This is a genomic window from methanotrophic endosymbiont of Bathymodiolus puteoserpentis (Logatchev), from assembly GCF_900128525.1.
In the GTDB taxonomy this organism is placed as follows: Bacteria; Pseudomonadota; Gammaproteobacteria; order Methylococcales; family Methylomonadaceae; genus Methyloprofundus.
Window position 1 is genome coordinate 20,377 of record NZ_FQTQ01000075.1, and the last position, 15,080, is coordinate 35,456.

Annotated in this window: 16 protein-coding genes; 13 read left to right on the forward strand and 3 right to left on the reverse strand. The window is 39.3% G+C overall.

The window, feature by feature from the left end; all coding sequences use genetic code 11:
* The first annotated feature begins 23 nt into the window (after positions 1 to 23).
* The 11 genes from thiD (at position 24) to BQ7314_RS06565 (ending at position 9,611) form a co-directional block, all read left to right on the forward strand.
* Positions 24 to 818, forward strand: a complete 795-nt coding sequence (thiD, locus tag BQ7314_RS06515) for a bifunctional hydroxymethylpyrimidine kinase/phosphomethylpyrimidine kinase (protein WP_174482893.1) — start codon at positions 24 to 26, stop codon at positions 816 to 818.
* Entirely contained in the window at positions 815 to 1,429 is a 615-nt protein-coding gene (gene thiE / locus BQ7314_RS06520) for a thiamine phosphate synthase (RefSeq protein WP_174482894.1), read from the forward strand. The genes thiD and thiE overlap by 4 nt, the downstream gene beginning before the upstream one ends.
* Entirely contained in the window at positions 1,426 to 1,767 is a 342-nt protein-coding gene (gene soxX, locus BQ7314_RS06525; protein WP_174482895.1) for a sulfur oxidation c-type cytochrome SoxX, read from the forward strand. The genes thiE and soxX overlap by 4 nt, the downstream gene beginning before the upstream one ends.
* A 16-nt stretch (positions 1,768 to 1,783) precedes the next feature.
* Positions 1,784 to 2,242: a thiosulfate oxidation carrier protein SoxY gene (gene soxY / locus BQ7314_RS06530; RefSeq protein ID WP_174482896.1), complete on the forward strand. Its 459-nt coding sequence runs from the start codon at positions 1,784 to 1,786 to the stop codon at positions 2,240 to 2,242.
* 1 nt (position 2,243) lies between these two features.
* A complete protein-coding gene (soxZ, locus tag BQ7314_RS06535) occupies positions 2,244 to 2,555 on the forward strand; it encodes a thiosulfate oxidation carrier complex protein SoxZ (RefSeq protein ID WP_174482897.1) in 312 nt (103 codons plus the stop codon).
* Between the two features lie 35 nt (positions 2,556 to 2,590).
* A complete protein-coding gene (soxA, locus tag BQ7314_RS06540) occupies positions 2,591 to 3,391 on the forward strand; it encodes a sulfur oxidation c-type cytochrome SoxA (protein ID WP_342590397.1) in 801 nt (266 codons plus the stop codon).
* On the forward strand, positions 3,388 to 4,650 hold the full coding sequence (gene moeA / locus BQ7314_RS06545) for a molybdopterin molybdotransferase MoeA (protein WP_174482899.1): 1,263 nt from the start codon (positions 3,388 to 3,390) through the stop codon (positions 4,648 to 4,650). The genes soxA and moeA overlap by 4 nt, the downstream gene beginning before the upstream one ends.
* Positions 4,651 to 4,870: 220 nt before the next feature.
* A complete protein-coding gene (nadB, locus tag BQ7314_RS06550) occupies positions 4,871 to 6,475 on the forward strand; it encodes an L-aspartate oxidase (RefSeq protein ID WP_174482900.1) in 1,605 nt (534 codons plus the stop codon).
* Positions 6,475 to 7,056: a tRNA 5-(aminomethyl)-2-thiouridylate-methyltransferase MnmM gene (mnmM, locus tag BQ7314_RS06555; protein ID WP_174482901.1), complete on the forward strand. Its 582-nt coding sequence runs from the start codon at positions 6,475 to 6,477 to the stop codon at positions 7,054 to 7,056. Before nadB ends, mnmM begins: the two co-directional genes overlap by 1 nt.
* Before the next feature lie 19 nt (positions 7,057 to 7,075).
* Positions 7,076 to 9,244 carry a cation:dicarboxylate symporter family transporter gene (locus tag BQ7314_RS06560; RefSeq protein ID WP_174482902.1) on the forward strand — a complete coding sequence of 723 codons (2,169 nt, stop codon included), beginning with the start codon at positions 7,076 to 7,078 and terminating at the stop codon, positions 9,242 to 9,244.
* Between the two features lies 1 nt (position 9,245).
* Positions 9,246 to 9,611: a DUF6164 family protein gene (locus tag BQ7314_RS06565; RefSeq protein WP_174482903.1), complete on the forward strand. Its 366-nt coding sequence runs from the start codon at positions 9,246 to 9,248 to the stop codon at positions 9,609 to 9,611.
* A gap of 16 nt (positions 9,612 to 9,627) precedes the next feature.
* Here the strand turns inward: BQ7314_RS06565 and BQ7314_RS06570 are convergent, their stop codons facing one another.
* Positions 9,628 to 10,428: a response regulator gene (locus BQ7314_RS06570; RefSeq protein WP_174482904.1), complete on the reverse strand. Its 801-nt coding sequence runs from the start codon at positions 10,426 to 10,428 to the stop codon at positions 9,628 to 9,630.
* A gap of 114 nt (positions 10,429 to 10,542) precedes the next feature.
* Between BQ7314_RS06570 and pta the strand changes: the two genes are divergently transcribed.
* Together pta and BQ7314_RS06580 are read left to right on the forward strand one after the other, a co-directional pair.
* The gene (pta, locus tag BQ7314_RS06575) at positions 10,543 to 12,645 is read left to right on the forward strand and encodes a phosphate acetyltransferase (RefSeq protein WP_174482905.1); all 2,103 of its coding nucleotides are present in this window, start codon (positions 10,543 to 10,545) and stop codon (positions 12,643 to 12,645) included.
* 5 nt (positions 12,646 to 12,650) lie between these two features.
* Positions 12,651 to 13,325: a fructose-6-phosphate aldolase gene (locus BQ7314_RS06580; RefSeq protein WP_174482906.1), complete on the forward strand. Its 675-nt coding sequence runs from the start codon at positions 12,651 to 12,653 to the stop codon at positions 13,323 to 13,325.
* A 65-nt stretch (positions 13,326 to 13,390) separates the two neighbouring features.
* On the opposite strand, the gene BQ7314_RS06585 is transcribed toward BQ7314_RS06580, so the two are convergent.
* The gene (locus BQ7314_RS06585) at positions 13,391 to 13,699 is read right to left on the reverse strand and encodes a hypothetical protein (RefSeq protein ID WP_174482907.1); all 309 of its coding nucleotides are present in this window, start codon (positions 13,697 to 13,699) and stop codon (positions 13,391 to 13,393) included.
* Positions 13,700 to 13,913: 214 nt separating this feature from the next.
* Positions 13,914 to 14,909 (reverse strand): oxygen-dependent tRNA uridine(34) hydroxylase TrhO, encoded by a 996-nt coding sequence (gene trhO, locus BQ7314_RS06590; protein WP_174482908.1) that lies wholly within the window; start codon positions 14,907 to 14,909, stop codon positions 13,914 to 13,916.
* Between the last annotated feature and the right edge of the window lie 171 nt (positions 14,910 to 15,080).

Below are 15,080 nucleotides of genomic sequence, written 5' to 3' on the forward strand. Positions count from 1 at the left end.
TTTCAACATCACTCTTTAATATTATGAATCAAGTACGTAAACCTGTAGTGCTTTGCTTTTCTGGACATGATCCCAGTGGTGGAGCTGGTATACAAGCTGATATTGAAACACTTATTAGCCATCAATGTCATGCCGCCAGTGTCATAACAGCCTTAACTGAACAAGATACTTGCAATGTAAAAAAAATGCTGCCGCAACCTGCCTCGGCTATTATTTCTCAGGCGCGCACTATTTTAGAAGATTTACCGGTTAAAGCTATTAAAATTGGCTTAATTGGACATATTGAAACCGCTAAAGCAATTCATACTATCCTAACTGAATATTCTTCATTACCTGTTATTTTAGATCCCGTTCTAGCGGCTGGTGGCGGTACAATATTATCTAATAATGGATTAATTGATAGCATCATAGAGTTACTATTGCCCCGTACCACAATCCTCACCCCAAACAGTGTAGAAGCAAGGCAACTGGCGAAGTGTGATGACTTACAATTAGCCGGTATCAAATTATTAGAACTAGGCAGTGATTATGTTTTACTCACAGGCTCACACGAAGCAAGCCCGACAGTTAATAACTTATTATTTAATGAAGGTAAATGCATAGAAACCTATACTTGGGATAGATTAGCACATAGCTATCATGGATCAGGTTGCACTTTAGCATCCAGTATTGCCGCTATGCTGGCGCACGGATTAGAGGTCGAAACCTGTATACTAGAAGCGCAAGAATATACTTGGAGTAGCTTAAATGAAGGCTACAAACCCGGCAAAGGACAATATATTCCAAATCGTTTATTTTGGATGCAAGAAAATACATGATATTACCAAAAACGGGACTGTATGCTATTACTCAAACAGTAAACAAAATGCCTAACCAAGTTATAAGTGAAGTCAGTGCCGCACTTAAAGCAGGTATTAGCCTACTACAATATCGTGATAAACAGCCTGTTAATGCTATTTATTTAGCGGGCGCATTAAAAGAGCTGTGTCATAGTCATAATATCCCTTTAATTATCAATGATGACATTAACCTCGCCAAACTAATTGGTGCCGATGGCGTGCATATAGGGCAAGAAGATGGACAGCTCAGTTATGCACGTGAAATCTTAGGCAAAAATGCGCTCATAGGCGTTTCTTGTTATGACAGCTTAGATAGAGCATTAGAAGCCGAACAGAACTCTGCAGATTATGTTGCTTTTGGGCGTTTTTTTCCTTCTCATTCAAAGCCACTTGCCGCCCCTGCCCATATTTCTACCTTACAGAAGGCAAAAAATAGCATTAAAGTTCCTATTATTGCTATTGGCGGTATATTGCCCACTAATGGCGCTGAGTTATTAACGGCTGGGGCAGATATATTAGCTGTGATAGGAGGAATTTTTGATCAAACGCCATATCAATCAGCTTTAGCCTACCAAGCTTTATTTAAATGAAAAAAACCGTCAGTCTATTTTTGCTTGTCCTGATCACGGCATGTACTTACCCTAAAATACAACAGGACCTCAGCATAGGCAAACAGCTGAGCTTTCAACGTAACAAGGGCAATTGCCTCGCTTGTCATGTTATAGAAGATGGCGAAGCACCCGGCAATATAGGGCCTGCTTTAGTTAATATACCAACACGCTTTACAAGCAAAGAAGATTTAAAGGCATTTATCTGGGATGCCACACAATTTAATGCGCACACTAGCATGCCACCTTTTGGCAAAAATAAGATTTTAACAGCTGATGAATTAGACCATGTCGTCGATTATATATGGTCACTTAAATAACCTGAGATACAGACTTATGCTTACAACACGTCGTCGTTTCGTAAAAAAACTACTCGCATTAAGTAGCTATGCTTTAAGTTTAGGCTTCTCTCACATTAGCTTAGCTAACTGGTTAGCTAGTAACTTCAGCAGACAAACCATCAGCCAATCCATTGCCCAGCTATTTCCCAATCAAACACTACAAACGAGTGACCGTATTAGTTTAAAATTGCCCAACACGGCAGAAAATGGTTCCGTTGTCCCTATTACAATTAGTAGTACAATCCCTGATGTTGATACCATCTATATCTTATCGGAGAAAAACCCTGTTCCACTGATTGCTCAATTCAGTATTGATCCTGATTTAGAAACCTACTTAGGAGCGCGCTTTAAAATGCAAGAAACTTGCGATGTGATTGTCGTATTGAAAGCAAAAGATCAATACTTCCAGGTACGACAAAAGGTAAAAGTCACTTTAGGCGGTTGTGGAGGTTAAGATGTCAACTATAAAAATTCGTAGTAAACGCTTTGCTGATCATACGCTTGTACGTACTTTAATCGCTCACCCGATGGAAACAGGGCACAATAAAAATAATACGACAGGCGAATTAATTCCTGCACATTTTATACAAACTTTAACCTTTAAACATAATGGCAAAGTATTAAGCCAATGCCAAATGGGCTACGGCGTATCAAAGAATCCTTTTTTCTCCTTTAAGATAAAATCAGCAAAAGCAGGTGATAAAGTCAGCATCAGTTGGCAAGATAATTTAGCTTATAGCGATACTCAAGAGCATATTATTTCATGAACTCACCCTTATTTATTTTTTGCCTCTGGATAAACTTGCTGATATCCAGCTCATTAACCTGGGCAAGTCCCGAGCAAGATAGAAAACAAATACTGACTTTTTATCAGCAACTATTCCCACAATTACAATTCGCTGATTATGCACAAGGCGTTTATGCAATTGACAGTGACGCTAAGAGTTCTTGGCAAGCTATTGAAGAATTTCCTCCTTATGAATTTGCCCTAGAAGAAGGTAAGACACTATTTAATCGCCCTTTTAATAATGGCGCTCGCTATGCCGATTGTTTTCCTAATCAAGGTATAGCAATTGCCCAAAATTACCCTTATTGGGATGAGCACAAGCAAAGCATTATTACCTTAGCCAGTGCACTTAATGATTGCCGTTTACAGAATCACCTTCCTGCGCTGCCTTATGCCAAAGGCAAAATAACCAAACTGTTAGCTTATATGGCTTTTACCTCACGTGGCCAGCTAATTCGTACCATAATCCCTGAACATTCCCCGCAGGCACTTAATGCTTATGAACAAGGCAAAGCCTATTTTTATCAACGTCGTGGGCAACTTAATTTTTCCTGCGCCAGTTGCCATATAGACAATGCTGGAAAATTTATACGCTCAGAAATACTAAGCCCCGCCTTAGGGCATACGACACACTGGCCAGCTTATCGTTTAAATACAGGCGAAATGGGTACTTTACACCGCCGTTTTATGGCTTGTAATAAATTAATTCGCGCGCCAATAGACGCTGCTCAAAGTCCAGCATTACGCCAACTTGAATTTTTCTTAAGCTATATAGCAAATGGCTTGCCACTTAACGGCCCTTCAACACGCAAATGATCAAAACCCAAGCAAACTGCTCTGATGGCAATGAATCTGATTTAATCCATTTTGAACTCGCAAAAAAAATGATTTTGGATCATATTAGTGCCATTCAAGATCAACAACAAATTCCCATAGAAAAAGCCAAAGGTCGCTGCTTAGCAAAAGCCATTATTAGCCCGATCAATGTTCCTGCACATACGAATTCTGCCGTTGATGGTTATGCATTACATAGCAGCGATTTACCCATCGAGAATGAGACGTCTACTCTAACCGTTCAAGCGACAGTATTAGCGGGGCAATTCCTGAGTACAGAATGTTTACCTAAGCATTGCATACGCATTATGACGGGCGCACCGATGCCTAATAGTTTAGATACCGTCATCATGCAAGAACACTGTCAACGCGAAGCAGAAACTATTCATATTGATGCACGCCATAAAGCAGGACAAAATGTCCGAATAGCTGGCGAAGATATTAGCCAAGGTGCAACGATATTAGCCGCTGGCAAAAAACTAACCCCGCCAGACATCGGTTTATTGGCTTCATTAGGGCTACCAGAAATCAAAGTCAAACGTAAATTACGTATTGCTATTGCGTCTACTGGAGATGAAATTTACAGCCTTGCGCAAACGCCTCCCCTAGGCGGACTTTATGATAGTAATCGCTACAGCTTGCTTGCAGCACTCGATAGGCCTGATATTGAGATAATTAATTTAGGTATTATTAGAGACCAAGAAAATGACTTATTAAACAGCTTTAATAGTGCCGCTAATTATGCCGATATTATTATTTCCACTGGCGGCGTATCCGTTGGTGAAGCTGATTTCACCAAAGCAGCCTTGCAATCTAGTGGCGAAATTAATTTTTGGAAAGTCGCTATAAAGCCTGGAAGGCCTATCGCTTTTGGCAAAATTAAACAAAGCACCTTCTTTGGTCTACCTGGCAACCCCGTTGCCGTACTACTTACTTTTTATCAGTTTGTGCTCCCTGCCATAGACAAAATGCTAGGTATTATTGATCAACCTATTGCCCCCATTATAAAAGCACGTAGCCTAGAAGCACTACGTAAAAAGCCAGGAAGAACTGAGTTTCCACGCGGTATTGTCAGGCTAACTAAAAATGGCGAATGGCAAGTTAAAACGGCGGGAAAGCAAGGCTCAGGCATTTTAAGCTCCATGAGCATGGCTAATGCGTTTATTATTTTAGAGCACGATAGAAGTACTGTAAAAAAAGGTGAATGGGTTGATGTGCAGCTATTTTCAGGGCTATTTTAATTAAACAAAATACGACCCATTCCAATAGCCCCCCATTAGAAAGACTTATAAACTTATATAGATAGCTCTATATAGCTAGGAAATTTCTTAAAACCCTGCACTACAGCTATAATAATCAATCCTCTATCGCTTATAACGAATCAGCTTTGCCTAGCAAGTAATCCAGCAATGATACTTTATTTTCGTTTTTTTTCACCGTCTTATACCCGCCCTCAACCTTATGTCTAAACAAAAAAACTACGATGTTCTTATCATAGGCAGTGGTGGTGCAGGACTCAGTTTAGCCCTTAAATTAGCAGATCACTGTCAAGTTGCTGTTTTATCTAAATTTGCCCTAACGGAAGGAAGTACTTTCTATGCTCAAGGCGGTATTTCTGCCGTTTTAGATGCACAAGAATCCTCGATAGAATCGCATATTGAAGACACTTTAATGTCTGGAGTCGGCTTATGCGACCCTGATATAGTTCGACTAACGGTCAACTATGGAAAAAAAAGCATTGATTTCTTGCATCAGCAAGGTATGGAATTTACCGAACGAAAAAATAAAAAAGGCGAATCGGAATTACACCTTAATCAAGAAGGCGGACATTCAGAAAGACGTATTGTGCATCATGCTGATGCCACTGGAAAAGAGCTTTCTTTATCTTTAATCGCTCAAGCAAAACAACACCCCAATATTGAGTTATTAGAACATCATAATGTAGTAGATTTAATCACTACCCAGAAACTAGGTTTAAGCGAACAACGCGTAGTCGGTGCTTATGTTTTAGATACACTCAATAATCAAATTAAAACAATGGCTGCCAATACTGTTGCCATTGCTACTGGTGGTGCAAGTAAAGTGTATTTGTATACCACTAATCCGCAAATTTCTACAGGAGATGGTATCGCACTGGCTTGGCGAGCGGGATGCCGTGTTGCTAATATGGAATTTATGCAATTTCATCCAACTTGCTTATATCATCCCGATGCCCGCTCCTTTTTAATTAGTGAAGCAGTACGCGGTGAAGGCGCTAAACTTATCTTGCCGAATGGCTCGCCGTTTATGCAGAACTATGACGAGCGCGCTGAGCTTGCTCCACGTGATATAGTCGCTCGCGCCATTGATCATGAAATTAAAAAACACGGTATAGACTGCGTTTACCTAGATATTAGCTATAAACCAGCTGATTTTATTAAAAGCCACTTTCCCTCTATTTATCAGCAATGCCTTAAATTTAATATTGACATTACTCAGTCCCCTATTCCTGTTGTTCCTGCTGCTCACTATACCTGTGGAGGTGTAATGACCGATGATTATGCCCGTACAGATATTTCAGGTCTATATGCCCTCGGTGAAGTTGCTCATACAGGTTTACATGGCGCAAACCGCATGGCCAGCAATTCCTTATTAGAATGTTTAGTCTTTGCCGACCGCGCTTGCGAAGATATTTTAAGACGAAACCTTACCCAAGCTTTACCTGAAATTCCCGATTGGGATGACTCTCAAGTTATTGAATCAAAAGAAGAGATAATGATTGCACACAATTGGGATGAAGTACGCCGCTTTATGTGGAATTATGTGGGTATTGTACGCACGACGCAGCGGTTAAAAAGAGCGGCTCGGCGGCTAGAATTACTAAAAAGTGAAATTGCTGAATATTATCAAAATTATCGCGTTAGCAGTGATTTATTAGAATTACGTAACTTAGTCATTGTCGCTGACTTAATTATTCAAAGTGCCTTAGCACGCAAAGAAAGTCGAGGTTTGCACTATACCTTAGATTATCCAGAGTTAGACAATAGCCAACCAGCACAAAATACGATTATTCAACCCTTGCCCTAATGTTAAGTACACGTTTCACCCAACATTCATTAGTCACTGAAGCTCATAAAACGATTCAAGACACACTATCAGCAGATAGCATAACGCTTGATGCCACTATGGGTAACGGTCACGATACTCTATTTCTAGCCAGACACAGCGCTAAAGTCTATGCTTTTGATATACAACAAGTAGCGCTTGATAGCACTTATCAGCAAATAGAAAAACATCACTTTACTGATAAAGTCGTGTTGATTCATGATAGTCATGAACATATGTGCCTACATATTCAAGCTGACGAACAAGTAGATGTCATTATGTTTAATCTTGGCTATTTACCACGCGGCAATGTAGCCATTATCACCAAAACGATAACGACGCTAAACGCTTTAAATCAGGCGCTTAAAATACTCTCATCCAGCGGTATCATCAGTATTTTATGTTACCCAGGTCATCCGGGTGGGCAGGAAGAAATGAACGCTGTTACTGATTGGTATGAACAGTTAGACAGTGATCAATTTGCTATTACTATTATTCATAGTATGCAAGAAACCGAGCAATCTCCTCGGCTACTGATTATCCAAGCACTCGCTCAAACATAACACAAGACTGTCAACTTAAATGCTTAAAAAAATTAAACTCTCGTTTTCTGGTCAAGTTTTATTAGCTCTGAGTGTAGGGATTTTTACAGGGTTATTTTTTGGTGAAAAAGTGGCTTGGCTTAACATAATCGGCATGGCTTTTATTAAGCTGCTTCAAGTCGCCATCATTCCTTATATTGTTTTATCACTAGTTATCGGTGTTGGCTCTTTAAGTTATGAGCAATCTCGAGAGATTGCTAAGAAATTTATTATGATGCTGCTTGCTTTATGGGCATTAACCATTTTTACTATTTTTGCAATGGCTCATGCTTTTCCCTTATGGGAAAGTAAAGATTTTTTTAGCACATCTCAGATAGTAATCCCCCCTCCAATAAACTATCTCGACTTATATATCCCCTCCAATCCCTTTAAATCACTTTCTGAAAATACCGTTCCGGCAATTGTGGTATTTAGCTTATTGCTGGGAATATCCTTAGTGACTATCAAAGAAAAACAGCAATTTCTTAATCCAGCCGCGGTATTACTAGAAGCCTTTAATAAAATAACCAAAGGCATTGTACGCTTTTTACCGATGGGTGTTTTTGCTATTTCTGCCTCTGCTGCAGGCACAATAGCAGCAGATGATTTTGAAAAGTTACAAATTTATTTTGCGGTTTATATCGTCACAGCTTTAATTTTATCCCTTTGGGTTATTCCCTTTTTTATCAGCGCGATAACCCCGTTTAAATATGCTGATATTATCCAAGGCTGCCGCAGTATTTTAGTGACTGCCTTCGCCTCGGGGAATTTGTTTATTCTTATCCCTATCATGTCCGAAGCCTGTAATGACATTTTTGAAAAACATAAGCTGCGTACGGAAGACAGTGATAAGTACAATGAAATTATTATTCCCATTGCCTTTAACTTTCCAGCTGTAGGTAAGTTATTAGCCTTTATCTTTATCTTATTTTCTGCTTGGTTCACTAATACTGAATTAGATACAGGGCAACAGGCATTACTAGCATTTAATGGTTTATTTAGTTTATTTGCCAGCGTACATATCAGCATTCCTTTTTTGCTTAATTATCTACACCTACCCAGTGATATGTATCAGCTTTATTTATCGGGTGATGTTTTAACCAAGCGCTTTTCTACACTCGCTTCTGCTGTTTTTCTAATCTCCTTTACCTTATCTACAACAGCCTATTTACTCGGCCTTATTGAGATTAAAATTAAAAAAGTCTTATTATTTCTTGGCTCTACTATACTGATTATTGGCTTGTCAGTATTGCTAACACAAACTTTCTTCGCTCATTTTTTTACAAAAAAAATAGATGTCAGTGAAAAATTAAAGCAAATGCAAGTAGACTGGGAAGCCCCCCAGAAAATTGTATACAACTTACACGACACAGATAAAAATCAATTTTTTATGCCGACTCCGGAAGCGATAGTAAAGCGTGGAACTATACGTATCGGCTACAACCCAAGTCGCGTGCCCTTTTCTTTTTATAATAATGCGCACAAACTGGTCGGCTTTGATATAGAAATGATGAATCACTTGTCGTCTGCATTAGGTGTGAATTTAGACTTTATTCCCTTTACTAAGGCTAAAAACCTGTATCAAGCCTTGGATAACTTACAAATTGATATTGTTATTTCAGGCGTACAGATCAGTAGCGAACATTTAAAATCGGTACTTTATACGCAACCCATCTTAAATTTAACAACCGCCCTGATTGTCAAAGATTACCGTCAAAAAGAGTTTTCTGACTACTCGAAGTTTACCAAGTCCACACATTTAAAATTTGCCACGATAGATCATTACCCACGCTTAACTTATATTAAGCAAGCATTCCCAAACATTGAAATTAAAAAAATTGCTAACCCTGATATATTTTTTAATGCCCCAGAGAATACTTTTGATGGATTTATTAGTAGCATAGAAGAAGGCATGACATTAGTCATGCTACATCCAGCATACTCTGTCAGCTTTGACTCAACAAGAATACACCAGTTTCCAATCAGTTATGCAGTCCACAAAAATAACCTAACCTTACAAGCCATGTTGAATAGTTGGCTAGAGATCCAAAAATCGACTGGCAATATAGAACATTTATACGACTATTGGATTCAAGGCAAAGGCGCTAGTAAACACCAAGCACGCTGGTCAATCTTACAAAATATTATTAACAACCCTGAGAAACATTAATATGGCTTTATTACTCTTTTCTTTACGCCACGTACCTGATGATGAAGCCGATGATATTCGCGATTTATTAGTAGAAAATCAACTAAATTTTTATGAAACAAGTGCCGGTAACTGGGGAATTTCAATGCCCGCCATCTGGCTATCTGATGATCAACAATATGCCAAAGCACGAAGCTTAATTGATGAATATCAAGAGCAACGACGCATTACCTTGCAGGAGGAATATCAACAACTAAAACAAAGTGGCCAAGCAAATACTTTTTACAAAAACTTATGGCGCAACCCAACACAGACGATTGTCTTTATTGCGGCAATGATTTTAGTCATCTATGTATCCATTAAAATGGTTTTGGAGTTTGGTTTGTAGGCATAAAAAGCTCCAACTAATCCATGACCCTAAATAACATTTCTTTTACTGTTTGCGGCTCAAAAGGTTTATCGCAAATAGCAGATACGCCTGATTGCTGTATATTATTTAAGCGTAGTTCATTATCTTCGCTGGTGACCATCAGAATGGGGATAAGTGTATTTCCCATATCGTGACGAATAAACCGAATAAGCTCTTGACCATCCATAACCGGCATATTGTAATCAGTCACAATTAAATCGAATGCATCTTGGTTCGCACTAAATATATCGACACCTTGTTTGCCGTCATTGGCTGTAATAATCTCGTTAATGCCCATATTATTTAAAACACGAGTAATATGTTTTCTGGCCATCAAACTGTCATCAACAACCAGTACTCTTAATGCTTCGACATCATAATGTGTTAGGCTAAGTTCTTCAGGGTCTATGAATTCAATCGTTGCTTTTAAAGCACGTTTTAAGTCTGCATGATTAAACGGTTTAGGTAAAATAGCGACCACGCCAGCCTGGCGAATTGGGTCTAGGGCTTTAAAATCAGTTTCACTGGAAATTAACATAAAGGGAACATTTTGACCGGCTTCTGACTGCTTCATAGCCATCACCAATTCCGTGGCTGTCATGTCAGGAAGGTACATGCTGCTCATGACTAAATCAGGCGGATAAGCATGAATACTTTCTAGCGCCTCTGAACCATTAGTAGTCCCCTCAATTGATGTAATGCCCTCTTGCTGCAAATGTTTAATAATAACTTTTAATTGAGTTGGTGACGGCTCTACCAGTAAGATAGATAATTCTGAAATATTAAGCGTAGACATAAATACCTGATAATTTTATAAACTCGATAATGCTAACTATACCGCTTGTAAGTTTTCATATATAGCCTATAAGCCATATTTTTTAATACGTTTTAAAAAAGATAATTAAAACCTATGAACAAGCAAAATATTTATGTAACTGGGGCCGAGCAAGGCAGTGGCAAGTCCATTATCATGCTGGCAATGATGGATATGTTAGCTGGTTATGCGGGGAAAATTGGTTTCTTTCGACCTATTATTTATGCACAAGAAGATAAAGATGAGTTAATTCAATTAGTCCGACATCGTTATCAAATTGACCTGCCTTATAGTTCCATGTACGGCTGCTCAATGGAAGAGGCTCAAGATTTAATTGAAAAAGATAATTACCAGGAATTATTAAAACGGATTTTAAGTAAATATCGTACACTCACTAAGCAATGCGATCATGTACTTTGCCTTGGGTCTGATTATGTCGGTGATAATTCTATTTTTGAATTTGATTTTAATGCTGAAGTAGCGAATAACCTAGGCTGCTTAATTATGCCGGTTGTTCAAGGCCAAGGGCGAAATAATATACAAATTGTTGATGCCGTCAATCGACTTAAACATGCTTTAAATGAATTTGATTGTGATTTATTAGCGGGGGTTATTAATGGTGTCGCGATGGATCAAATTGAAACATTGCGCATGCGCTTTAAGCACAATCCAGAAAATCACTTTCCTGTTTATATAGTGCCAGCCGAGCCTTTATTAGAAAAACCCAGTGTGGGCAATATTGTGCGTCAACTTAATGCGGAGCTTATATTAGGTGAAAAACAAACCTTAAACCGTTTAGTTAGCCAATATAAAGTTGCAGCCATGCAAGTACCCAGTTTTTTAGATTATCTTGAGGCAGGCGACCTAGTGATTACGCCAAGTGACCGAGCAGATATTATTCTCGCTTGCTTTATGGCCTATACCTCGACCAATTACCCGCAAATTGCGGGTTTATTATTAACTGGGAAGAAAAATACTGCCAAGCAAATAAGGCATTTACTAGAGGGCTTTGATGATACGCCTTTTGCCGTATTATCAATCGAAGAAGATACTTTTAGTGCTGCTATGAAAGTAAAAGAAATAAAAGCTCAAATTTACTCGCAAGACGAACGAAAAATTGCTACCGCTTTAGGTTTAGTTGAAAGTAATTTAAACTTTGATGAACTAAAACAGCGACTTACCGATCAACACTCTGATCGGGTTACCCCTTTAATGTTTGAGTATGAGCAAATGCAACGCGCCCAAGCTAATCAGCAGCATATTGTTTTACCTGAAGGGATAGAAGAACGTATTTTGCATGCCGCAGAAATTCTCTTATTAAGAAATGTCGTTAAACTAACGCTATTAGGTAATGTCGAAGAGATACAGCAAAAGATCAAAAAATTAGGTCTGCACTTAGACGACGTTAATATTATTGACCCTCTGCACTCTGAGTTACGGGATCTTTATGCAGAGCAATATTATGAATTACGCAAAGAAAAAGGCGTTACTTATGATATGGCTTTTGATACCTTATCGGATGTCAGTTATTTCGGCACAATGATGATTCATATGGGCGATGCTGATGGTATGGTTTCCGGCGCAGTACATACCACCCAACATACGATTCGCCCTGCTTTTCAAATTATTAAAACTAAACCGGGCACATCGATTGTTTCCAGTGTCTTTTTTATGTGTTTAGAGGATAGGGTTTTAGTCTATGGTGATTGCGCAGTTAACCCCGACCCTAACGCTCAAGAACTGGCAGACATTGCGATCAGTGCAGCACAAACGGCTGAAATGTTTAATATTACGCCACGTATAGCCATGCTCTCATATTCCACAGGTGAATCAGGTAAAGGCGAAGCGGTTGATAAAGTAAGACAAGCAGTCAAACTAGCTAAACAAGCGCACCCTGAACTAAAACTAGAAGGCCCTATGCAATATGATGCTGCAGTCGATGCTGAGGTTGCTAAAACCAAACTCCCAAACAGCGAAGTTGCGGGCCATGCGAATGTCTTTATTTTCCCTGACCTGAATACCGGCAATAATACCTATAAAGCAGTACAGCGCTCTTCTGGCGCTATTGCTATCGGACCTATTTTACAAGGTTTAAATAAGCCGGTTAATGATTTAAGCCGAGGCTGCACAGTTACAGATATAGTAAATACCGTCGTTATGACCGCGATCCAAGCCCAAGCAAACCACTTATCTAAATAAATATTATGTTTGAACTCTACCTCGATTCTGCAGATGCCCTGCAAGTTGCCGACCTTAACCAATCCTTACCTATTTTTGGTGTCACGACTAATCCCTCCATTTTAGCCAAATCTGGACTGGGTGTTAACCAAGTTTTGCCTGCTTTAGCCAAAGCGCTTGGTGGACACGCTCGGTTTCATGTGCAAGTAGTCAGTAAAACCGCTGAAGACATGTTGGCAGAAGCCATAAAACTGCATGCCTTACCTTATGATATTGTCGTCAAAGTGCCGACAACACGTATTGGTTTAGCAGCGATAAAACTTATGAAAGCACAAGGAATTACCGTATTAGCCACTGCCATTTACAGTGTACAGCAAGGATTTTTTGCTGCTTTATGCGGTGCCGATTATTTAGCGCCCTATGTTAATCGCATAGATGCAATGGGCGCGAATGGCATTGCTGTGGTTGCTGATTTACAGAAGCTAATCAATCAACAAGGCTTATCGACAAAACTACTTCCAGCCAGTTTTAAAAACACACAGCAAGTATTAGATATATTACAACTAGGAGTTGCCTCAATTACTTTGCCTGTAGATATAGCGGAACAAATGATGAGTCACCCTGCCGTTCAGCCTGCAGTTGATCAGTTTAGTCGTGATTGGCAAGCCAGTTTTGGTGAGCAATTATCTTTTGAAAGCTGAGACTTAAAAATAGAGCTAGGGTTCAAGATGGTACGGATTCCATCTTGAACAGACCTATTTTTTGCTTACTTATTCTCGCCACACTTGCCTTCTACCGCTTTTTCTACATCAGTCACCATTTTTTTATCACCGCATGTGCCTTCTTTTACTTTTTCCTTATCACTCATCATCTTCCCACCACACTTACCTTCACCACATGCGCCATCCTTTACCTTTGTTACAGCCTCCTCTTTTGCTGAATCAGCTTGATTCATATAGCCAGATGATAGCTCTTCTTGTCCAAAAAGGTTAGTGTCAGAAGTAGTACAGCCCGTGACTAGCCCCGCAACTAATGATGTACCAATAGCAAATTTAGTTTTATTAATCATTTTCATCAGTGTTCCTTTAATTTAGTGGATTTTTACTTTAAATGCGTCAAAATGACGAAATTCATTTATCAGTCGATACAACAACACAAACCTTACAAAATTAATCGGCATCCTTTAGTTTACACTTTAAGTGGGAGTGTCTTTAGCCGTGATAGTGGCATAAACTGTCGTAGCTAAAGCTACTCCCACAGAACGCGACATTCGCATACTATCTCTTAATTCAACCTTCCCGCTTACGCACTTTCTCTCTTTGCTGTGCTTTATCCTGCTGTTTTAATGCACGACGCTCTGCCGATGCTTGCCGTGCTGCTGAGCCTATGTGCTCTTCACCGCGCTGCTTTGCAAGCTGCACCTGTTTTTCTCGTTCTTGAAAGCGTTGACGCTGTAGCTCATTTGCCTTGTGATAACAATGTGGGCAACTCACGCCTTTTTGATAATGTACACTTTGCTTATCTTGCTCAGTAATGGGGTAACGACAAGCATAACACTGATCATACTGACCTTTTTCTAAGTTATGATTAACCGCGACGCGATTATCAAATACAAAACACTCCCCCTCCCAAAGTGATTTTTCAACAGGTACTTCTTCTAAATACTTTAATACACCACCCTGTAAATGATAAACATCCTCAAAGCCTTGCTCTTTTAAATAAGCGGTTGATTTTTCGCAGCGAATCCCACCAGTACAGTACATCGCGACTTTTTTATGTTTACTAGGATCTAAATTCTCTTTTACATACTGAGGAAATTCACGAAATGTCTCAGTGGCTGGATTAACTGCATTTTTAAATCCGCCGATTTGAACTTCGTAATCATTACGCGTGTCGATTAAGATCACATCAGGGTCAGAAATCAAAGCATTCCAATCTTGTGGCTTAACATAAGTACCGACGATTTTTTTCGGGTCAATGTTTTCCACGCCCATCGTGACAATTTCTTTTTTAAGCTTCACCTTAGTCCGGTAAAACGGCATTTTTAATTCATAAGACTCCTTACTCTCAAGATCGGCTAAACGTAGATCAGAACGCAACCAATGAAGCACAGCATCAATACCCGCACGATCACCGGCAATCGTGCCATTAATACCTTCTTTAGCAAGCAATAAAGTCCCTTTAACCTGGTGATCCTCCATCAGTTGTAATAAAGGTTTCTTGAGTTCTGTAAAATCTTCGAGCGTAGCAAATTTATATAAAGCGGAGACAACAATTTTAGACATATAACACCTATCTGCGAACCGAACCGTAAATCCGGAGCAATATTAAAAAACCGATTATTTTAGCGTATTTCTTTGAAATTATTTAGCTTTTTACAGTCAAATACCTCCGGCAAAGCCGGAGGCTTGAAAACCGTGAACCGCTCGAAGCGGGTTAATTCATTTACCACCTAA